The organism is Roseiconus nitratireducens (assembly GCF_008629675.1).
GTDB lineage: Bacteria > Planctomycetota > Planctomycetia > Pirellulales > Pirellulaceae > Stieleria > Stieleria nitratireducens.
In genome coordinates this window covers 196892-217474 of record NZ_VWOX01000013.1, presented here as the reverse complement: position 1 = coordinate 217474, position 20583 = coordinate 196892, and the positions used below count along the sequence as shown (strand labels likewise).

Annotated in this window: 16 protein-coding genes; 5 read left to right on the top strand and 11 right to left on the bottom strand. The window is 59.9% G+C overall.

Annotated elements, in window-relative coordinates; genetic code table 11:
- Positions 1 to 313: 313 nt before the first annotated feature.
- The 5 genes from FYK55_RS21300 to FYK55_RS21280 all read right to left on the bottom strand — a co-directional run bounded on the left by FYK55_RS21300 (position 314) and on the right by FYK55_RS21280 (position 8244).
- Positions 314 to 1489 carry a redoxin domain-containing protein gene (locus tag FYK55_RS21300; RefSeq protein ID WP_161604665.1) on the bottom strand — a complete coding sequence of 392 codons (1176 nt, stop codon included), beginning with the start codon at positions 1487 to 1489 and terminating at the stop codon, positions 314 to 316.
- 197 nt (positions 1490 to 1686) lie between these two features.
- Positions 1687 to 2859, bottom strand: a complete 1173-nt coding sequence (locus FYK55_RS21295) for an AGE family epimerase/isomerase (RefSeq protein WP_150078588.1) — start codon at positions 2857 to 2859, stop codon at positions 1687 to 1689.
- The gene (locus tag FYK55_RS21290) at positions 2852 to 5530 is read right to left on the bottom strand and encodes a sodium:solute symporter family transporter (RefSeq protein WP_150078586.1); all 2679 of its coding nucleotides are present in this window, start codon (positions 5528 to 5530) and stop codon (positions 2852 to 2854) included. The genes FYK55_RS21295 and FYK55_RS21290 overlap by 8 nt, the downstream gene beginning before the upstream one ends.
- 25 nt (positions 5531 to 5555) lie before the next feature.
- Positions 5556 to 6515 carry a dihydrodipicolinate synthase family protein gene (locus tag FYK55_RS21285; RefSeq protein ID WP_150078584.1) on the bottom strand — a complete coding sequence of 320 codons (960 nt, stop codon included), beginning with the start codon at positions 6513 to 6515 and terminating at the stop codon, positions 5556 to 5558.
- Positions 6516 to 6573: 58 nt separating this feature from the next.
- On the bottom strand, positions 6574 to 8244 hold the full coding sequence (locus tag FYK55_RS21280) for a sialidase family protein (protein ID WP_150078583.1): 1671 nt from the start codon (positions 8242 to 8244) through the stop codon (positions 6574 to 6576).
- Positions 8245 to 8561: 317 nt separating this feature from the next.
- Here FYK55_RS21280 and FYK55_RS21275 point away from each other — a divergent pair, with 317 nt between their 5' ends.
- From FYK55_RS21275 to FYK55_RS21265, 3 genes are read left to right on the top strand one after another with little or no spacing between them, the layout of a single operon-like run.
- Positions 8562 to 10043, top strand: coding sequence for a sulfatase (locus FYK55_RS21275; RefSeq protein ID WP_150078581.1), 1482 nt, complete (start codon positions 8562 to 8564; stop codon positions 10041 to 10043).
- 51 nt (positions 10044 to 10094) lie between these two features.
- A complete protein-coding gene (locus FYK55_RS21270; protein WP_150078579.1) occupies positions 10095 to 11264 on the top strand; it encodes a Gfo/Idh/MocA family protein in 1170 nt (389 codons plus the stop codon).
- Entirely contained in the window at positions 11261 to 12229 is a 969-nt protein-coding gene (locus tag FYK55_RS21265) for an ROK family protein (RefSeq protein ID WP_150078577.1), read from the top strand. The genes FYK55_RS21270 and FYK55_RS21265 overlap by 4 nt, the downstream gene beginning before the upstream one ends.
- Before the next feature lie 184 nt (positions 12230 to 12413).
- Here FYK55_RS21265 and rpmA read toward each other — a convergent pair whose 3' ends face one another.
- The 3 genes from rpmA to FYK55_RS21250 all read right to left on the bottom strand — a co-directional run bounded on the left by rpmA (position 12414) and on the right by FYK55_RS21250 (position 15090).
- Positions 12414 to 12659 (bottom strand): 50S ribosomal protein L27, encoded by a 246-nt coding sequence (gene rpmA / locus FYK55_RS21260; RefSeq protein WP_150078576.1) that lies wholly within the window; start codon positions 12657 to 12659, stop codon positions 12414 to 12416.
- Between the two features lie 130 nt (positions 12660 to 12789).
- Positions 12790 to 13791 carry a FliM/FliN family flagellar motor switch protein gene (locus FYK55_RS21255; protein WP_161604664.1) on the bottom strand — a complete coding sequence of 334 codons (1002 nt, stop codon included), beginning with the start codon at positions 13789 to 13791 and terminating at the stop codon, positions 12790 to 12792.
- A 21-nt stretch (positions 13792 to 13812) separates the two neighbouring features.
- Entirely contained in the window at positions 13813 to 15090 is a 1278-nt protein-coding gene (locus FYK55_RS21250; protein WP_150078572.1) for a glutamate-5-semialdehyde dehydrogenase, read from the bottom strand.
- A gap of 512 nt (positions 15091 to 15602) precedes the next feature.
- Between FYK55_RS21250 and FYK55_RS21245 the strand changes: the two genes are divergently transcribed.
- Complete coding sequence (locus FYK55_RS21245; protein ID WP_150078570.1) at positions 15603 to 16388, top strand: TIGR00282 family metallophosphoesterase; 786 nt, start codon at positions 15603 to 15605, stop codon at positions 16386 to 16388.
- Positions 16389 to 16683: 295 nt separating this feature from the next.
- Here FYK55_RS21245 and FYK55_RS21240 read toward each other — a convergent pair whose 3' ends face one another.
- The 3 genes from FYK55_RS21240 to FYK55_RS21230 form a co-directional block, all read right to left on the bottom strand.
- Positions 16684 to 16905 carry a BON domain-containing protein gene (locus FYK55_RS21240; protein ID WP_150078568.1) on the bottom strand — a complete coding sequence of 74 codons (222 nt, stop codon included), beginning with the start codon at positions 16903 to 16905 and terminating at the stop codon, positions 16684 to 16686.
- Between the two features lie 885 nt (positions 16906 to 17790).
- Positions 17791 to 18516 (bottom strand): response regulator transcription factor, encoded by a 726-nt coding sequence (locus tag FYK55_RS21235; protein WP_150078566.1) that lies wholly within the window; start codon positions 18514 to 18516, stop codon positions 17791 to 17793.
- Positions 18517 to 18586: 70 nt separating this feature from the next.
- Positions 18587 to 19540, bottom strand: a complete 954-nt coding sequence (locus FYK55_RS21230; RefSeq protein ID WP_150078564.1) for a sensor histidine kinase — start codon at positions 19538 to 19540, stop codon at positions 18587 to 18589.
- Positions 19541 to 19954: 414 nt separating this feature from the next.
- On the opposite strand from FYK55_RS21230, the gene FYK55_RS21225 reads away from it, so the two are divergent.
- Positions 19955 to 20401, top strand: a complete 447-nt coding sequence (locus FYK55_RS21225) for a hypothetical protein (RefSeq protein WP_235908864.1) — start codon at positions 19955 to 19957, stop codon at positions 20399 to 20401.
- Positions 20402 to 20583: the final 182 nt, after the last annotated feature.

Genomic DNA, 20583 nt, shown 5'->3' with positions numbered 1-20583 from the left:
GCTAGCCGCGGGTTTTCTCGCCTCGACCGGCGGCTAGCGCCTTGCCGCTCATTGCACTGCAAATCACGGTGTTTTTGATTGAAAGTGGCGCTGTCCAGCTAGGCTTTGTCTGAAAACAAGTGGCTACGCTCGCCAGAGCGTGGGTTTGCGCCGCAAACGCAACGGCAGCAACTGGGTTTGACGCCTTTTCAGACAAAGCCTAGCACCGACCGAAGAGTGCAAACCGGTTCGCCGACTTTCAGATTCGTCGCTCTAGCTTCCTTCCCCACGCTATTTGCCTGCTGACTGAACTTCCGGCGGCACGTCCCAAGCCTCACGGCAGGTACGTGTTGCTCATGATCTTCAGCAGGGTATCCAGCAGCTCAGACGCTTCCATCTTGCCGGTGTGCCGAAACACGATGTCGCCGCCGGGTGCCACCAGGACCGTGTGCGGCTCCGGACCTTCCCATTCCGGATCCAACGCCGCAATCAACGCGTCGATATCCGGATCGGTGAACAGGTAGTTGTTCCCCTCACGGCCTTCGGCTTCCAGGGACGGTTTTAAACGCGGAGGCAAGACGGCTCGCTGGGCGCTGAGAAACGCACGCACGCGATCTTGATTCTTAGGAAGATCGGTGCTGATCGTGATCAATTCAAAATTCCGCAGGCCCATGCGTCGTGAAATCTGCATCAGACCGGGAAACTCTTCGATACAAGGCTGGCAGGTGGTCGACCAGACGTTGAACAACCGGTACTTGTCCGTGGGATTCTTGACCAGTTTGCTCAAACCGTCCGCGTCGATCTGGGCTAAAGAAACGTCGGCCGTTTCCCATCGCTGCTGATCCTCTTCGACGCTGGCGATCTTTTCACGCCACTTCGTCGAACAGCCGAACGGCTTGGTCACCGCGACGGGGACTGGCTGTCCCTCCAGCAGCGCCAACACGGCGTCGCGTGCTTCACGGGATTCGACGGTGGCCGGATCCGGATAACGCGAGTTGTCCAACCGGCCCTTGTAGCGAAGTTTTCTTTGCTGGTCGAAAACGAAAACGTGGGGAGTCGCCAAACAACCGTAACGTTTTGCAGTTACCTGCGTTTCCCCATCGTACAGATAGGGGAAAGTGAAACCATGCTCCTCGGCATAGGGCTTCATGTCTTCGAAGCTGTCATCGTATTTTGAGTACCCCAGTTCATCGGGTCGCAACCCGTCGCCAGAATTCGGATTGATCGCGACGACGGCCACGCCGCGCCCTTCGACTTCACGCACCAGCTTCATGAATCGCGGATCGTGGGCGTGACACACGGGGCAGTGATTGGAAGTGAAGTAGACAACCAGAATCTTTCCATCGGAAAAGTCGTCCAAACTCCAGTCACGCCCGTCGATTCCAGGAAGCGTGAAATCGGGCGCTGCATCCCCGATTTCCAATGTTTGAAATCCAGGTGGCTGATCCGCCGAACAGACGGCAACGGCCATCAACATCGCGAACAAAGCTGAGTAGCCAATCTTGATCATGGCAGGGACTCCGGGGATGAATCTGTGCGGACGATCGGGGACGGACCTCCAATATACCGCCATTCCCCCAGCATCAGGGAAATCCGCACCCCTGCCCGCCAGCTCTCAGATGGCAAGCACCGCTCCACTTTCTGGTCGGCCGAACCTCCTTCACTTCAGTTGTGGCAAATCAAATAATCGTCGGGGCTTTCAAAGGCCTACCGGCGATCGCCCAGCAACTGGGAACAGATCAGCTGCATCCGCGGAAGATGGAAGGGGCCTTTCCAAAGATTGCCTTTCAGCTGGCTGCTGACGGTTCCGTCGTGGTGCAAGTACCCGAACCACTCTCCCCGCTCGGGGTCGGCGAAATGATCGTGTGCCCAATCATGCACCTGTCGATACCAGCGGGCGTACCTTGCGTCGCCGGTCAATTGGTACGCCATCAAGGTCGCGATCACGGCTTCGCAATGCGGCCACCAGAATTTCATGTCGTGCCAATACTCGCTGACCGGCTTTCCGCTCAAATCAACGAACGAGAACAAGCCCCCGTGGTCGTCGTCCCAGCCGCGTTGCCACATCCAATCGAGCATTCTGCAGCCCAACTGCTGCAGATCGCGGTCACCGCGATGTTGCCCCTCCTGCATCAGAAACCAGGAACACTCGATCGCGTGCCCCGGATTGAGTAACCGTCCATCAAAATGATCCAGTACCTGCCCGTCGACACCAACGTTCTCCAAGACGACTTCCAGATCTTCCCGAATGTGAAATCGCCGGATCAGGTCAATCAAGCGGTCGATGCAATCGTCCGCACCGGGATAGTTGATGGAATCACGCAACTGCTGGGCGGTCGCGATGCCAATCATCGGAAACCCCAACGAACGCATCGGCCTGGTTTCGGTGAACTTTGATTTCGCCTCGGGAGAAAACAGGTGATGGTTCAGAAATCGGCGAAAAAGCCGTTCGGCTTTCTGCGCCGCGAGATCGTCTCCGGTTGCCTGCGCCAACTCACCGTAGGCGATCGCGGCAAAGCTCTCCGAAAACGCGTAGCGTCTTTTGCGAAGCGGTTCGCCCGTGCGAGTCACTTGAAACCATAGCCGTCCATCCAGCGGATCAAAACAATTCCGATCGACGAAATCCATGCACCGCTGTGCCACGCGCAACCAGGTTTCATCGGCTTTCAGGTTGTTGTGCAGTTCACCGAGCAACCAGGCGAATCGGCACTGTTGCCAAACTCCTTTGTCGGTGTCGATCACGTTTCCCGCCGCATCCAACGAAGTGATCACTCCGCCAAACTTGTGATCCACCCCATGCTGGAGCCAGAACGGCAGCGTGTCTTCCAACAGGGCGTCACGGTAAGCATCTGCCAGCTGACGTTGGGTCGCATCATTCATCGGGTTTTCCCTCCCGAAACTTCGCGGACGGCCGAAGCGAATAGATCGTCAAACCGCTCAAATCATTGGCGGGTTGGGGAAACAGATGGCTGGATAGGTACCCGGCGACAAAACAGCTGGCGATCCCCGCTGCGGTATACAAATACCCGACCACCGGCGTGAAGTACCACAAGTAAAACATCACTGCGGCGCCCACCACTGCTCCGATCAATGCCCCCGGCGCGTTGGCGCGGCGGGTCAAGGCTCCCAGGATGAACAGCCCTCCCAGCACTCCCATGAACAGTCCGATGACCTTGATGAACGCATCGAACAGGGACCGGATTTCCGGATCAACAAAGACCAGCCCGAACAGCGTCCCCAGCACGCCCACCGTGAACGTCGCCACCCGAGCCGATTTGAAATAGCCGTTTTCGGTGCGACACCAATCAAAGGGACGCATGAAGTCCGTCACAATCGCGGTCGCCGTGGAATTCATACTGGTGGAGACGGTCGACTGCGCCGCCGCGAACACGCCCGCCACAATCAGTCCCGCGATGCCGACCGGCATCTCGCGCGAGATGAAAAGCGGAAAGACCTGGTCGGTCGTGATCGTCGGATCCAACTTCTCGGGGTGCGAACGATAAAAGACGAACAGCGCGGTCCCGATCCCGAAGAACAGCAGCGTTGCGGGAATCGTCAGGACCGCATTGGTCCAAATCGACCGGGCCGCGAGACGTTCCGATTTGGTCGTCATGTAGCGCTGCACCACCGCCTGGTCCGCGGTGTAGGACGACAGATTTTGAGCAATTGCCCCCACAATGATGACCCACAGCGCGATCTGCGTGTTGGTCACATCCCAGTGGAGATTCGCGATCGTGAACTTGTCGGCATTTCGGGCCGCGGCAAAGAAACCATCCAACCCTCCGTCGGCTCCGGCGATCAATAACACCAGACTGAGCACCGCGCCGCCCATCAAAACGAAGGTTTGAATGGTATCGGTCCAGATCACCGCTTCGATCCCGCCGGCCGTGCAGTAGACAATGCTCAGGACGCCCATCAACAACACCGACTGGGAGGGAGTCAACGGGGTCGCCACGGCGAGGGCCAATCCGGTCAGCGACATCACCACCGCCATGCGAAACACATGAAAGAAAACGAAACTGGCGCTTCCAAAAAGCCGAACCGGACGACTGAATCGTTTCTCCAGGTACTCATAGGCGCTGGTCGCATCGATCCTTCGATAAAAGGGCATGGCAACGTACACGGCGATCACAGCCACCACCGGGATCATGAAATTGCCGATGGCGTAAACCCAGTCCTGCGCGAACGCTTTCGAGGGAATGCCGGTAAACGTCAGCGAGCTGAGCATGGTGGCGAAGATGCTGCAGCCGGCAGCCCACCAAGGAATTTGCTTGCCGCCGCGAAAGTAGTCGTCGGTGTTTTTATTCCGCCGCGTGAAGTAAACGCCGATTCCGACCATCGCCAGCAGGTACCCGAACAAAACCAAATAATTCAGCGTCCCGAATTCGCGTGGCGGAACGTCCGGTGTCACCTCCCAGACGATGGGAGCGCGGACGCGGGGTCGAATTTCTCCGCTGGGGATCACGATGGATCCGTGCCAATCGACCGCCGACGTGGTGACATGGTTTTGCGGAATGGGCCCGGCATCGACCCATGTATCGGTAATCGTGTGGTAGGCCAGCGCACGGCGCGGGAACCCCGGGTGTTGGTCCCGTAGATCGTCCGCTTGAAAGAACAAAGACCCATCGGCACCGCCCAATACCAGAATGTGGCTCTGCTTGATTCCGATACCAGTCCCCGCCATCACGCACCGCGGGACATCGCTCCGCTGACGCCAACTCGCTTCGACGGGGGAGTATTCCCAAACATCCTTCAGAAATTCAACCTTGTTGCCGTCGCCGTCATTGTTGCCGTCGCCGTCCGAGGTGCGCCGGCCGCTGATCACGTACAGACAATCGTGGTATCCGTTGTGCTGCCGCACCATCAAATGGAACGCCCGCGGCTTGCCGGGAAAATCTTCCAGCCGTCGCCAGCGAAACTGTTGCGGGCGGTCTTTCATCGACAGGTCCAGTGACCACACGCCCGCGGTCGCCGTGTCGAGTGAGGCGTCGCGTTGACCACCGGTCAAATAGACGGTCGACCCCAGCATCGCCGCGGCGGAATAGACACACGGTTGCGGCAGCGAAGGATAGGGAATCATTTCCACCTTTTCGGTCGCGGAATCCCAACGCAACAGAAACACATCGCTGAAGGTCGTGTCCTGGTCGTTGCCGCCGATGCACAACACCCCATCCGCGGTGGAGACGGACGCGCCATAGGCGATGGGGTGTTTCAGTCGCCCGCCGTCTTTCCAAACCGGTCCCTGATCGGTTTGGATCAACACATGGATGCGGTCGTGCCACTGCTTGGTTGATTCCCACACCGGGGTCGGGAAATTGGCACCGCCCGCAACCATCAAGGCTCCGTGGTGAACACCGACGAAGGGGCCGGCGACACCCAGAGAATCCGGCAATTCGGGCAACTGATTCCACCGCAGCTGCATCCCACCTAACGACTCTTCCTGATCCGATTGAGCCGTCGCAGTGGTGGTCCAGCAAACACAAATTGCCGCCGCGATCATTCGGGTCAGCGTGATCAAATCGGGCCGGGGACCGACAGCAAATTGTGACATTCGTCGTTCCGCCGAGTTGGGCCCTTCAAGGCTCGGTGCGTTCAAGACTCCGTCCTCCGCGATCTCCACCCGGTTGAGACGACCATTGGAAAAACCCGATCGCTTCCAAGTCCTCCGCCAAGCGTTGCGTCTGTCGGGAATCCATCTCGGTCAAAGGAAGGCGACATCCGCCCATTGAAAACCCGTTTCGCTCCAGCACGGATTTCATCGCCGCGTGAAAAGGATACTTTCCCATGGTGCGCACCATCTGCACGGACAAACGCTGCAGCCCGCGCGCCCGGCCCATGTCGCCCGCATCGAACGCGTCGATGATGCCGCGATACAGCGGGGCGGCAACGTTGTACGTGCTTCCAATCGCCGCAACGGCGCCCGTCGCCAGGGCCCCCAACAGCATCTCATCACAACCCCAGACGACGTCGAATCGGCGCTCGTCCAGTTCCAGGCACTCTTGGAATTCGAACAATCGCGTGTCGGTGTACTTCAATCCGTGCAGATTGGCGATCCGTTCGGATCCACGCCGCAAGAAATCGACCGTGTCCAACGTCGATCCGGTCAACGAAGGGATGTGATAGTAATAGAAAGGAAGCTCCGGTGCCCCCGAAGCAACCTCGGCCATGCAATCGATCAACGTCGCCACGTCGTTGACCTTGAAGTAGGAGGGGCAGGTGGCCGATACCGCGTCGACACCGATTTCCTGCGCACGCGCGGCCAAGGCCCTTGCTTCTGACAAACTGTTGTGGCCAACTTGCGCCACGACGGGAACGCGACCACCGGACGCTTTGACAAACGCCGCGGTCACCGCGTCGCGTTCATCGCTTCGCAGGGACATCCCCTCCCCCGTGCTGCCACACACGTACAGCCCGCTGACTCCCTGCTCGAGCAGGTGATCAACCATTGCCGGGACTTCGTCCAGCCGGAGTCGTCCGTCGTCATCCAACGGAGTGAAGGTGGCTGCGATCAGGCCACGAAGCTTGAATGTTTGCATGTTGTCCAGTGGCAAAACGCCAGGTGGGATAGAGGCGGGAATGGCGAGAGGCGTAGGGCTAGGGGCGATCCTTGGATGGAGCAAGCATCTGATGGAGTGGGATTCGTTGAAAGATCAGGTCGGCCCGGCTGCCTTCATACAGAACCCCAAGTGTCTCGGAATCGATCTGGGTCATGCAGGAATACCCAAACGATCGGCCTTCGTCCAGGAGGACACGGTTTGATTGCGGCCAATGCTGACCGAGATCGGGCGATGCCTTGACCATCATCCTGGACCGTTCCGAACGACTGTCAGGGTTGGAAAACAGCAGCCATTCTGCTCCGCTATCGAATCTGTTCTCGACCGACGACAGTTTGATCAAACTTGCCATGCAGGCTCCCGGTTCGGAGAGTGTCGTTTCGGAAGTCGGATGTCGTTTCCAGGTCCGCCCCAGGTCATCGGTGGTCATCACCACGCGGAACGGTTTGCGGTTGTACCGGCAATTGAGCATCAACACACCCGGATGCGTTTCGACGATCTGTGCCTCGGTCGTGTCGGGAAAGGCTCCGTGACCACAATGCCAGGTCTTCCCGTGATCCTGGGAATACACGATCGTGGAATGGGGGAGACGTCCGTTGGATTCGGCATCTTGAAACTGGGCGGCGAACACCAGCGTCCCGTCGCTCATCGAGATTCCTTTGCCCGGGCCCTGCAGCAACAGACACCACTCGGGACGCTTGACTTGCGAAGTGATATTGATCGGTTCCGACCAGGTTTGCCCATCGTCATCACTGCGGACAAGCATCATTTGTCCTGTTTGTTCCGGGGCGATTCCGGGCCCCGATCCATGCCAACCGCGGGGCCCGTGACTCCACAGCCCCGCCACCCAGATCGTCCCCCGCTCGCGGTCGACCAACACGGCCGGGTCTCCGATTCCGTCGTGGCTCCACGCCGGATCATCGCCCATGTCCATGATGATTTGCATCGGTTCCCAATTGCGTCCCCCATCGAGCGAGCGAGACATGCCGACGTCGATGTCGGCGGGCAGATCGCGGCTGTTGGCTCGACGCACGTCGTAGACTGCGATCAGCGTGCCCTGATTCGTGGTCGCCAACCCGGGAATTCGATACGTGTCGACGTCGTCCTGGCCACCGCTCCGGAGTGCGATGCCGAACCGTTGCGGAACCGGATCGTCGCCGACGTGAATCCGTTGGCCGTTGGACACAAGCACACGGTCGCAGCCGACCGAAATTCGATGATCCAAGTTTGCCGTCGGACGCAATCGCACGGCCAAGCCAAATCGATTCTCACCCAACCGCAAGGCACCCGTTTTCGCGTTCAGGTCCAACCGCAACAGCCGCTCGGGCATCGGCTCGGCGGGCAGGCTTGCCAGTGGCGGCCACTGCAGTGACCCGTCGGAAGCAAGACGATGAATTGAAATCGATTCCAAGTCGGTCGCTTGATCGGTGCCCGCTAGCGACACGTCCAGTTCGCGAAGGTGCGGCAACCGTTGTGCGTCGCTTTCATCGGTCAGCGTTTCGGTCGAATCCTTTGATGAGACGGTGACGGAAATGGTTTGGACCGGTGTCGATCGATCGCCCAACAGAATCGGCAGCGTCACCCGTTGCGTGACGCAATGCACGTCCGCCGAGTGGCCTTGCGCATGGAGCAGGCCGCTTGAACCCAGCAGGCACACCGAGCCGATCATGGCAGCCACTGTCCGCAATAGATTGATACTGGCCTGGGGCACCGAATTGACTCCGTCGGGTGTTCGTTCTGTTGACGTTGCTGCCCGCGGTGGCACACGGACGGCAACAGCATAACAGCCGGTGTGGCGAGGATGAGTCCCGGGGATCTCAATTTCGGCTGGTCGAAAAGTTTCTGGACACTGCGATGTTTCATGCGGGGGACGAAACGCCTGCGTGCCCCCGAGCGCGTTATCCTGTAAAAGTCATTCAGTCTCCGATGGACGCCGAACCAAGTCAGAACGTTCCGTGGGTGGCCGAAGGTTCGGCATCAAAATGCTGCTGGTGGTTCTCAACTTTTTCACTCCCAAGCCTGACCGGAATGTTGTTTCAACGCTCTGCCCGATCGTTTTTTCTGTGGTCCTGTTTGCTGTTGCTGTTCTTTGTTTCAGGGGCACGCGTGACGACGGCCGAGCAACCCAACGTGCTGTTCATCGCGGTGGATGACCTGGCCGCCACCTTGGGGTGTTACGGGGATCCGTTTGCCAAAACACCAAATCTGGATCGCCTGGCCGCCTCCGGCGTTTGCTTCTTGAACGCTTACAACCAGTTGCCGTTGTGCAACCCGACCCGCGCGTCGGTCATGACCGGCCGTCGCCCGGATGAGCTTGGGGTCTACGACTTGGATCGCCATTTCCGCGACCAACTTCCCGACGTGATCACGTTGCCACAAGTTTTCCAAGCTGCCGGCAGTGAAGTGGTTCGAATCGGGAAGATCTATCACTACAACGTTCCGGCATCGATCGGCACCGACGGTTTCGATGACCCTCCGTCTTGGGACCAAACGATCAATCCCAAGGGGCGGGACAAAACGGATGAGCCGCTGATCAGCAACGCGGAACCGCACCGAAAGATCAGTGCCGCACTCTCCTGGCTTGCGGCCGACGGGGCCGATGAAGAGCAAACCGACGGCATGATCGCGACCGAAGCGATCAAGGTGATGGAACGGACGCGAGATCGTCCCTTCTTTTTGGGCGTCGGTTTCTTCCGCCCCCATACCCCGTACGTCGCACCGCGGAAGTACTTCGACCTGTACCCGCTGGAAACCGTCTCGCTTCCGTATGCGCCGCCGGGGGACCGCGATGATATCCCCACCGCCGCATTTGCACACAATTGCCCGGTCCCCGATTACGGCCTGCCCGACGACAAACTTCGTAAAGCAACCCAGGCCTACTACGCGTGCGTTTCGTTCGTGGATGCGCAGGTCGGACGGCTGCTGGACGCTTTGGAGCGATTGAAGTTGGCACAGAACACGATCGTCGTGTTGTGGAGCGACCACGGCTATCACTTGGGCGAACACCATGGCGTTTGGCAAAAGCGAACCCTGTTCGAACAATCCGCTAAAGCGCCGCTGATCATCCGAGTGCCCGGGGCCAACGGTAATGGCACCCCGTGTCGAAGGATCGTTGAGTTTGTCGACATCTATCCGACGGTCGCCGCCGCAGCTGGCTTGCAAGCGCCGGCGGGGCTGGCCGGCAACAACCTGGGACCGTTGCTGGACGATCCGCTCGCGGAATGGGATGAGCAAGCCGTCACCCAGATCCTACGTCCGGCCGATGACCGGCTGCCGCACCCGGTGATGGGATGCAGCATTCGCACGCCCCGCTATCGCTATACCGAATGGAGTGAGGGGGCCTACGGCGTCGAACTGTATGACCACCGAGCCGACCCCTTGGAGTTTGATAACCTGGCGATCAACCCTGATTCGCGCGCCCGTGCCGTGATCAAACAGCTGCAACAACGGCTGCGTGCAAAGGCCAGCGGCAAAGTGCCTGACGTCCCCGTCAATCCGGCACGGCTGTAACTTTCGACACCGCTTCGCCCCAGCTACCTCTCCTTTGAATCGCAGGATGTCATGAAAGAATTTCGAACGGTCGTGGTGGGCACCGGCTTCATCGGCCCGGTCCACGTTGAAGCACTTCGCCGTGCGGGTGTGACGGTGGCGGGTATTGTCGGATCGTCACCGGAAAAGTCGACCGAAGCCTCGAAGGCACTGGGACTGCCGGCGACCTACCCGACGCTGGAATCCGTCCTGAACGACCCAACGATTGACGCGGTCCATCTGGCAACACCCAACCGTTTGCACTTTGAACAAGCCGCCGCGGTGTTGCGGTCGGGCAAACACGTGGTGTGTGAAAAACCGTTGGCGATGACTTCCCGCCAATCCGCGGAGCTGGTCGAAATTGCCGCTGCCAGTGGGCGAGCCGCGGCGGTCGCTTACAACATCCGCTTCTACCCGCTGTGCCACGAGGCCGCGGCGCGGGTCGCAGGCGGGTCGGTGGGCGAATTCCTGCACGTCTCGGGATCCTATGTCCAAGACTGGTTGCTGTGCAAAACGGATTTCAATTGGCGTGTGTTGGCCGAAGATGGTGGTGAATTGCGCGCCGTGGCGGACATCGGCACGCACTGGCTGGACTTGATCCAGTTCATTACCGGACAGCGGGTCGTCGCCGTCTGTGCGGATCTTCGTACTGTTTACCCGCAACGGGAGCGACCGATCGGCAACGTGGAAACGTTTTCCGGAAGCGGCTCGTCGGACATTCCACGTGAGAGCGTGCAGGTCACCACCGAGGATTGCGGCAGCGTGATGCTGAAATTCTCCGGCGGCGCAAATGGGTGCATGTGGGTGTCTCAGACGACGGCGGGACGCAAGAACTGCCTGCGGTTTGAAATCGGTGGAACCGAGCAATGCCTGGCGTGGAACAGCCAGTCACCCAACGAGTTGTTCATCGGTCAACGCGATTGTGCCAACGAATCTTTGATCCGTGATCCTGCTCTGCTGCAGCCCCAATCGGCCGCACTGTGCAACTACCCCGGCGGGCACAACGAAGGCTTTCCGGACACGTTCAAGCAGTTGTTTCGATGCTTCTATGGCAGCATCGCTGACCAAAGCTTCGCAACCGATCCTCCCTTTCCCACCTTTGCCGACGGACACCACGAAGTCCTCCTCTGCGAAGCCATCCTGACAAGTCACCGCAAGCGGACTTGGGTGGACGTTGCCAAGGATCAAGGCGATCACCAATGACACGGATCTATTGCGGAATCGACTTGGGCGGAACGTCGGCCAAGCTGGCGTTGGGCGATTCGACGGGAAAGATCATTGCATCGGATTCGTTTTCCACGCAGTCCGATGGTAGACCGGACGCCGTGATCGCTTCGATCGAACAACACGTCCAGAAGCTCTTGCGGAAAGCCGGCGCGGACTCGTTAGCGGGACTTGGAATGGGCGTACCCGGTCTGGTGGATGTTCAAGAAGGCGAAACCCGGTTCCTGCCGAATCTGCCGACACAGTGGCGAGACATCCCGGTCGCGAGGAACTTAAGCCGAGTGTTGGATTGTCCCGTCCGATTGATGAACGACGTGCGCACCGCGACGCTGGGAGAACTTCGATTCGGTTCCGGGAAAGATTCGCCACGGGATTCGTTCGCGTTCTTCTCCATCGGCACCGGCATCGGTGGTGGAATTGTGATCGATGGAAAACTGCGACTGGGACCGCTCGGCGCCGCGGGCGAACTTGGGCACCAGACAATGCTTCCCGACGGACCACGTTGCGGTTGCGGCAACCGCGGATGCCTGGAAACCCTATCCAGCGGACCAGCCATCGCCGCAGAAGGCATGCGGCTGATGCGAATGGGCTTGGCGCCGCGGCTGCACGCTTTGACCGGCGGAGCCACCGATCGCGTCACGGCCAAAGAAATGGCGCTGGCCGCGGCAGAGGATCCGCTCATCGACGGAGCGATCGAACGGGCGTTCGAGTTTCTGGGAATCGCCGCCGCCAACGTGGTGACCGTGCTGCATCCGGACCGGATTGTCCTGGGAGGAGGCGTTTCGGAGATCGGCGACCGGCTGCACCGGACGGTCAAACGGGTGATCAGCGAACGGGTGGGAATGTTTCCGACCGCGCGGATTCGCGTGATCTGTTCGCCGCTGGGTGAACGGGCAGGGCTGCAGGGTGCTCTGGCCCTCGCCATCGCATCCGCCGACGATTGATCCTCCAGCGGTCCGGCCGTCTCCAGCGGCGGGAGATGCGGATGGCCCCAAGATGAGGATCGCCGGATTCTTGATCACCGAATTCTTGATCACCGGCACTGCGCAAACAAAAACGCGATCACACTGACGTGACCGCGTTTGCTTGTTTCAATCGGTCGGGCCGGCGGCCCGCCTGGTGGTCGCCTCAGGCGGAAACCACGTTGATGCGTCGGCCGTTCTGGTCGAATGCGACCTTGCCGTCGACCAAAGCAAACAGCGTGTAATCGCTGCCTTGGCCCACGCCGCGTCCGGGGCGCCATTTGGTGCCGCACTGGCGAATCAGAATGTTGCCGGCCGTCACGGCCTCACCACCGAACTTTTTGACTCCTCGGCGCTGCGCGTTGGAGTCGCGTCCGTTGCGGCTGGAGCCCTGACCTTTCTTATGTGCCATTTCTTCACCTGAAACGTGTATTTTCGAAGTGCAAGAGGATATCGGCGTTTGGCGGGAACATCAAGCGGTTTCTGTCCCGGCAAAATGCGACTTTCACGCGATTTTTCCTGCCCGGGGGGAACCTCGTCCGTCAATACAGTGTTTTGACCTCCAGGGCCCGCCGCTTGCCGCGCTGGCCAAGCTTTCCGCTGCCGCAAACCCGCCCGTCGATTTCGATCAGCACGGGTTCCTCGGCTCGGGCCGACAGCGACAACAAATCCCCGCGCCGTAGTTCTCTCAGCTGTTTTGCCGATCGGGTTCCCGCCGAAAAAAATGCGGTCAGCCTGGCCGCCTTGGAGCAGGCATCGCCGACAGGGCGATTCCCCAGCCGACGCAGTAAGTCCGAACGGCGGACCAGCACCCGCCACCGCCCCCGGACTCCGCCGACTCGGATGTCGAATCGAGCCCCGACGGCCGGATCTGGGCTGCGTCGAGATTCCGGCTCCGACTCTCCGGCATCCACCTCCCGTGCGCGTGCCGGAACGGCCTGCTGCCAAAGCGAATCGAATTGGGTTTTCAACCGCCCCAGCAAACCGGCTTCGATCTCGCTGAGCGGCCGCTCAGCGGCCATCCCGTCGATTGTTTCGCTGCCGAGCATCGACTCAACCAGGGCCAGGGCGAGCAGCGGATCGGGTTGGATTCGGTGTTCCGGTTCCCAGTCTTTCCTTGGAGGCCCGTCTGTCGCTGGAGGCCAGTCTGTCCCGGGAGGCCAGTCTGTCCCGGGAGGCCAGTCTGTCCCTGGAGGCCCGTCTCTCCTCGGAAATTCGTGCAACGGTTCCAGATCGGCAAACCGCACCTCCGATTCGGTGCACAGCAGATCCGCCAGCAAGCGGCCGAAACCATCCTGGACCTGGGCGAAGCAGTCCCGCAGTTCGACGGCGATCTCGTCAAGCAACCATTGCTCTCGCTGGTCCCCCGGGTCGCTGTGGGGCGACGCCACGCGAATCTGGTCGACCAGTGGCTGCATCTGAGTGGCAGCAACGGGACCGGACGTTCGCTGGGGCTCTCCCGTCGGTTCGGTTGAGACCGATCGAGGGAGGTTGCCCGCTGCCGGCGACGGGTGCAGGTGATCGGATTGGTTGGCCTGGTGCATCCCTGCCTCGGCGAATCTTTCTCAGGTGCGAATGTGACCGTTGCCCTTCACGATGTACTTGTAAGTGGTCAGTTCTCGCAAGCCACACGGGCCCCGGGCATGGAATTTATCGGTTGAAATCCCGATTTCGGCGCCCAGCCCGAACACGCTGCCGTCGTTGAACCGCGTGCTGGCGTTGACCATCACGGCCGAACTGTCGACGCCGGCGGTGAACGCGTCAGCGGCAGCCAATTGCGAAGTCACGATCGCGTCGGAATGGTGCGAGCCATACCGATTGATGTGGTCGATCGCCTGCCCCACGGAATCGACGACCGCGACGCTGATGATCGGCCCCAAGTATTCGGTCGACCAGTCTTCGCTGGTTGCCGGGGTTGCCCCGTCGATCCATTCTGCCGCGCGCTCGTCCGCCCGAATTTCAACTCCGGCCGCCTGCAAACGCTTGGTGATCGTCGGCAAAGCGGAGGCGGCGATCGCTTGGTGGACCAACAACGATTCACAGGCATTGCAGACGCCCATCCGCTGGCACTTGGCGTTGTGGACGATCTCGGCCGCCATGGCGACGTCGGCAGATTCGTCGACGTAAACATGGCAATTCCCGTCGTAGTGCTTGATCACGGGCATGGTGGCTTCGGCGGTCACGCGTCGGATCAACCCCTCGCCGCCGCGGGGGATCGCCACGTCAATCAGCTCGCCCATCGACAAGAACTCGCCGACGGCAGCCCGGTCGGTGGTCGCGACCAGCTGAACGGCGTGATCGGGCAACCCACAGCGGGCTGCGGCATCCGCCAGCACATCGACAATCGCCTGGCTGCTGTGAATCGCTTCTTTACCGCCCCGAAGGATCACCGCATTGCCACTCTTGACGCAGATTGCCGCGGCATCGGCGGTGACATTGGGTCGACTTTCGTAGATGAAAAACACCACCCCCAGCGGCACCCGCTTCTTCAGGATCTCCAATCCGCCGGGACGTGTGAATCCGTCCAACACTTCCCCGACGGGATCGGTCAGTGCACAGATCTCGCGGAGTGCCGTCGCGATGGATGCAATTCTTTGCGGTGTCAGCCGCAATCGATCGATCGCGGCATCGGTCAATCCGTACCCCGGTGCGGCCGCCAAATCCCGTTCGTTGGCTTCCAGAATCGTTTCGGTCGCATCGATCAATGCCGATGCGGATTCGGTCAGCCAATGGTTCTTGATCGCGGTATCAAGCGTCGCCAGTTCCGCGGATGCTCGTTTGGCATGGATGGCGGTTTCGCGGCAGTACGTCGGTAGATCAATCGTGGAAACGGTTGCGGACATGGCAGAGGTCGATCGGGTCAGCTAAAGATCGGAGAAAGAGAAACTTGGGCTGCGTTCAATGTTTGGGATCCGTGGAGGCCGGCGAAGGTTCCATCCGACCGCCAAGGCAGCCGACGGGACACCGCAGCCGACGGGACACCGCAGCCGACGGGACACCGCAGCCGACGGGACACCGCAGCCGACGGGACACCGCAGCCGACGGGACACCACAGCCGACGGGGTACCGCGGCCGACGGGGTACCGCGGCGGGGGAAGACCGACACCAGGCGATCCGCCAAGCAGCGATCGCGGCCGTCCCGCTTCGGCCCACCGGCGGCCATCATACCCCCGCCGACGGAATAACCGAAGTGCTTTCAGCCCAACGCTTTGGCGGCCTGCCGACGCCCAGCGCACGTTGACGAGGCCACGCCGCACCGATACGGTTTTGAAGTTGGCAACGATGGGATTCGGCCGACGTCGACGGACCGTCCCGTCGCCGCTGTCTGCCGGTTCCGACACGCACAAAGGTCGTTATGAAATTCCTTTTTCTCGGAGACATCGTCGGAAAACCCGGCTTCAACGCCGTTCTGCAGAACACGCAACACATCCGAGAAGAATTGGATCTGGATTACGTCGTCGCGAACGCCGAAAATGCGTCGGACGGCTCCGGCTTGATGCCGCGGCAGTTTGATCGGTTGATCAATGGGGGCATCGACGGCGTCACCCTGGGCGATCACATCTTTCGCCGCAAAGAGATCATTCCGACGTTGGAGAAAAGTGACCGGATCGTCAAACCGGCCAACTATCCCGGATCGGCCGCGGGCCGCCGCTGGACCATGATCACCCGCAGCGGCCGACCGCCGCTGGCGATCATTTCAATCATGGGACGCGTCTACATGCGCCCGGTCGACTGCCCCTTTGACGCTCTGGATGCGGTGCTGGAAGAGATCGGCACGCAGACCGACCACATCCTGGTCGATGTGCATGCCGAAGCGACCAGCGATAAACAATGCCTGGCACGCTACCTGGACGGAAAGGTCACCGCGGTCCTGGGAACCCACACCCACGTTCCCACCGCCGACGCCCGTGTCCTGCCGAACCGCACGGCGTTTCAATGTGACGTCGGGATGTGCGGTCCTTACGAAAGCATCATCGGGCGCGACATCGATCGGGTCACCCACACCACGCGAACCGCCGAGCCCTGTCACTTTCACGTCGCCACCGGTGACGTGCGACTGTGCGGCGCGATCGTCGAATCAGACAAACACGGGCGAGCGACCAGCATCGAGCGCTTCGAACGCCAAGTCGTCACGGTCTAACGGGACGGCACTCTCCAGCAAAAATCGCTTGAACGTCGCGGTCATGTCGCCACCGCCGCCAGACGGTGGATGTGTCCGGGGGTGTCCCACGCTCTGGCGAGCGTGGCGACGACGTTTACTACTTTCCTGTCGCTACCTTCGTCAGACGGTGGAGGTGCCCAGGGGTTTCCCACGCTCTGGCGAGCGTGGCGACGACGTTTACTACTTTCCTGTCGCTACCGTCGCCAGACGGTGGAGGTGCCTGGGGCGTCCCACGCTCTGGCGAGCGCGGCTACGTGTATCGCGTTGACGCGGATCAGTTTTGCACGCTGACGTGATTGACCACGCGGAGCCCACCGGCCAACGGCAGCACGGCTTCTTGAGCAAGCTGTTTGTGATAGAAGCTGCGAACCCGACCGTGCAGTTGCAACTCGTTCGATTTCTCATCGACACGCAACTTGCGAAGTTCCGCGATGGAGCTTTTGGCCAACACCGCCGAGGCGGCCGTTTCGATCGGTTTCTTTGCGTTGCTCGCCATTTGCTTTGGTTCCCGTATTTCCCATCCGCACGATTCGCCACTGACGTTTAACTATCACACATTGGCCGTAGGCTGCCTACAGAAAACCAGCAAAAAATCTGTGACCGACGGGTGACCACGGCGCCGTCGGCACCGAATCGTGCGGTTTCGTTTCGTTGCGCGACGCAACATCCGAAACGAACTTCGAAGTCGAGCCATTCCGCACAGCTTTCCTGACCGGAGGACGGCTCGGGATGCATCTAATTTGATAGCAAGTGCAGTTCCAAAACTATTTCGGAACCGCCGGTGATCTGCCTTGACCGCGTCAAAGGCGTGCGCGTATCTTCCCGCCATCGCTGATTCGTTCTACCCGATGGGACGTGTCAGCGAGGCGAAACGATTCGCCGGCGTGATCCTGCACAGGCGTTCGAAGTTATCTTCTGGTGCAACGAATCGCTGCGGACAAATCGCATCGTGCGTGACCGATGGATCGGTTGGACGCACCGCGGTGAAGTCGACGAATTGTGAGCAAAAGTGTTCGGCAGGTCGCGGCATGGATGCGACGACCGTGCCGGACCAACCTAACCATCCACCGGCTCCCGGTTCGATAGCGCGTTATCCTCCGCCCCCCTAGGATCTCGTACTGAACCGGGGGCTTTTTTTATACCCGTCGCGGACTTGTTGCTCAGACCATGGAGCCAACGCTCCGATGACGTCGTTGGGTCAGGCTGAAAAGCCGGACGAGCGAAAAGGGTTCATCGCCGCTGGCCTTCAGACAGTGCCTCGCTGGACAGCGCCACTCTCAATCAAAAACGCCGAGATTTGCAGTGCAATGAGCGGCAACGCGGTTGAGGCGGAAAAACCCGCGGCTCACGCCACGCGGCGCACCCGAGTGCCGCTACCCAGCTAGGACGGGTCCAGGATGAATCGATACCCGGCGTCGCGGATCGTCAGTAGATGAATCGGAGCGGTGCTGTCCGGCTCGATGATCTTTCTCAATTGGGCGATGAACTGATCGACGGCGCGCGTTTGCAGATTGCCGTTGATTTCCCAAACCTCGCTCAACAACTCCGAACGGCTGATCACGCGGTCGGGATTCTCAACAAAGTAACGCAACAACTTCAGTTGTTTGGGCGTCATCCGAACGGGCTTTCCGTCGACGTGTACTTCGTGGTTCAAGAAATGCACCATGACGTTGCCGAACTTGACCTGATCGATCGATTCGCGGACGCGTTTGGGCATCGCTGCCGCATGGACGGGTGCGGCGTGTTGCAACAGATTCTTGACGCGGCTGATCAGTTCGTCCAACTCGAAAGGTTTGTTCAGATACTGATTGGCGCCGACGTCGAAACCTCTTGCCCGATCTTCCGGGAGGGTTCGGGCCGACAGCATCAACACGGGAATGGTCACGCCGGCGTCACGAATCGTCTCGCACACCGTGTACCCGCTCATCCCCGGCAGCATCAGGTCCAGCACGATCAAGTCGATCGTTTCGGGCCCGGAGTCGATCAATCGCAACGCGGTCGGTCCGTCTTCGACCAAACTGACCCGCAAGTTCTCCGCTTCCAGGTTGTATTTGATGCCAACGCCGAGATGCTTTTCGTCTTCTACGACAAGGATGTGGGGACGCATGGGTGAAAGCCGACGAAGGGAACAGGGACAAAACGGTGGAGCAAAACGCGATGTTCGTGATCAACCCACGTCACACCGTATGAACTTCCGGAACAACGTTCTTTAACGTGACCTCAAACACCGTTCCCGAGATCCCGTCAATTTCCGTGCGACCCCGGATACGGACCGAGGCCCCCAAAGCTTTGCTGATCGTCCGCACCAGGTGCAGCCCCAATCCTGTGCCCGGCGTGCTCCGCTCCAGTTCATTTCCCAGGCGGACGAAACGGCCGAAGATCTTGCGCCGCATGTCGTAGGGAATCCCCGCACCGTTGTCGATGATCGAGACGACGACCTGAGGATCCCGTCCATCATTTTCCACCGAACGCACCTTGGCAATGACGTCCGGCGGCGACCCACCATACTTGATCGCATTGTCGATCAAATTGCGAAACAGGATCTCCACCTGAACCAATTGGCTGGTGATGCTGACCGGTGGAGAGTCCACCGTGACGGTGTCGCGGGGCAACCGGTAACGCATGCAGGACGCGGCCGCGCATTGATGGAGCAACTCGTCCAGTCGGAAGGTTTGCTCACGCTCGGAATCATTGCCTCGATCGATGCGGGCGGCATCCAACAAGTGATTGATCAACGCGTCCAGCCGTTCGACGTCCTCCAACATGATGCGGTGAAAGTCACGTTGCTGCGTTTGATCGACCTCGCGCCGCGACATCGTTTGCAGGTACAGCTTCAGCGACGCAATGGGGCTCTTCAATTCATGGGTGACCGAATCGATGAAGTTTGATTGACGTTGGTTCAGCTGAAACGCTTTGAGCGTCAACGTCATGTAGACGATCACGCCGACCAGAATGCTTAGCAACAGAAAGCTGCCGATGATGAACAGCGTCCAAAACACGCCCCCCCGCTGCACGTTGTCCGTGATGCCCAGCACGCTGCCGAAGGCCCAGATGGCCCCCAAAATGACCACCAGAACGATCAGGACCACGCCCAGAACCAGCGGGGCGCGCAGCGAGCGGCGTTCAAGCATGGAATCGTTTGCGGTTAAACAGGTCGGACAGGTTGACGGCCACTACGGCGGAGCCCGCTTTCGGGGGGAACAACCACACCAGCTGCACGGCGCCGTGGCACCCGAGCCCACAGAATTTGATGTTTTGTCGCCTGAAATTAGCCGATGCGGAAGGTGGCGGGGAAAGTTCCTGGACGACGCGTCTGTTTGTGACGCCTTCGTGACCTTCGACGGTCGGTCGGATTGCTTCCGAAACGCAGTCCGGGTAAGGCAGGTGGACGTGGCAAGCTGTCGCGATCCCATCATCCGGAATGCCAAAAAATTTTGCTTGTCAAACATTTTTTGGCGATTCTGGGCATGACGGAAAACTGTTTCCCGGCAATAATGTTTTAAGTGAGATTGTTTCCCACTAGGCGGATTTTTTGGAGAAGGATCGTGAGCACCCGCACACAGCCACAACGGTTTTCCGAAGCGACCATCCGCCAGGTCCGCTCGGATTGCAACCGAGCCATGATACGCGCCCGATTTTGCCCTCAGCAAAGCGAAATCGTTCAAATCCGCTGCGTCGACCACCGACTGGAAACCGAGACCGACTTCGGCAACCAACTGTGGTACTTCGAAGGCGTCGGCGTCGACGAGCTGGATCGCCGCCACCCGGTCTACGGCGTGGTGGAGTATTCGACACAATACGGTCTGAACGAGTTGGTCGAAGACGGCGTCTTTCCGTCTGACCACCAACGGGAGCGTTTCCGCAGCCTCTACGAGCGAGAAGTGCAGAAGCCCGATTGGCGGCATCCGGCACACCGCTGGCTGGCCGGTGGCATGGTGGCCGTATCGGCCGTCTGGCTGGCTTACCTGGTGATCCGTTCGCTGATCGCCTAGCAGCCGGTTGCCGTGTTCTTTCACCCTTCCTCCGGAAGGGTCGCCTTCTCTGGCTCGGAAAGCTGTACGACCTCCAAAGCTGGAGGGCGCAGGTTGTTTTCGCGCCACTCAACTCTGCACGTGACTCCGACCGTCGGACGGGGCTACCGCGTCGTTCCCCTCCGATCCGCCTCGGCGAGACT

Bases quoted from the DNA above. Each gene is read 5' to 3' on its own strand.
- FYK55_RS21300 (WP_161604665.1), bottom strand. From the start codon at position 1,489: ATGATCAAGATTGGCTACTCAGCTTTGTTCGCGATGTTGATGGCCGTT.
- FYK55_RS21295 (WP_150078588.1), bottom strand. From the start codon at position 2,859: ATGAATGATGCGACCCAACGTCAGCTGGCAGATGCTTACCGTGACGCC.
- FYK55_RS21290 (WP_150078586.1), bottom strand. From the start codon at position 5,530: ATGTCACAATTTGCTGTCGGTCCCCGGCCCGATTTGATCACGCTGACC.
- FYK55_RS21285 (WP_150078584.1), bottom strand. From the start codon at position 6,515: ATGCAAACATTCAAGCTTCGTGGCCTGATCGCAGCCACCTTCACTCCG.
- FYK55_RS21275 (WP_150078581.1), top strand. From the start codon at position 8,562: ATGTTGTTTCAACGCTCTGCCCGATCGTTTTTTCTGTGGTCCTGTTTG.
- FYK55_RS21270 (WP_150078579.1), top strand. From the start codon at position 10,095: ATGAAAGAATTTCGAACGGTCGTGGTGGGCACCGGCTTCATCGGCCCG.
- FYK55_RS21265 (WP_150078577.1), top strand. From the start codon at position 11,261: ATGACACGGATCTATTGCGGAATCGACTTGGGCGGAACGTCGGCCAAG.
- rpmA (WP_150078576.1), bottom strand. From the start codon at position 12,659: ATGGCACATAAGAAAGGTCAGGGCTCCAGCCGCAACGGACGCGACTCC.
- FYK55_RS21255 (WP_161604664.1), bottom strand. From the start codon at position 13,791: ATGCACCAGGCCAACCAATCCGATCACCTGCACCCGTCGCCGGCAGCG.
- FYK55_RS21250 (WP_150078572.1), bottom strand. From the start codon at position 15,090: ATGTCCGCAACCGTTTCCACGATTGATCTACCGACGTACTGCCGCGAA.
- FYK55_RS21245 (WP_150078570.1), top strand. From the start codon at position 15,603: ATGAAATTCCTTTTTCTCGGAGACATCGTCGGAAAACCCGGCTTCAAC.
- FYK55_RS21240 (WP_150078568.1), bottom strand. From the start codon at position 16,905: ATGGCGAGCAACGCAAAGAAACCGATCGAAACGGCCGCCTCGGCGGTG.
- FYK55_RS21235 (WP_150078566.1), bottom strand. From the start codon at position 18,516: ATGCGTCCCCACATCCTTGTCGTAGAAGACGAAAAGCATCTCGGCGTT.
- FYK55_RS21230 (WP_150078564.1), bottom strand. From the start codon at position 19,540: ATGCTTGAACGCCGCTCGCTGCGCGCCCCGCTGGTTCTGGGCGTGGTC.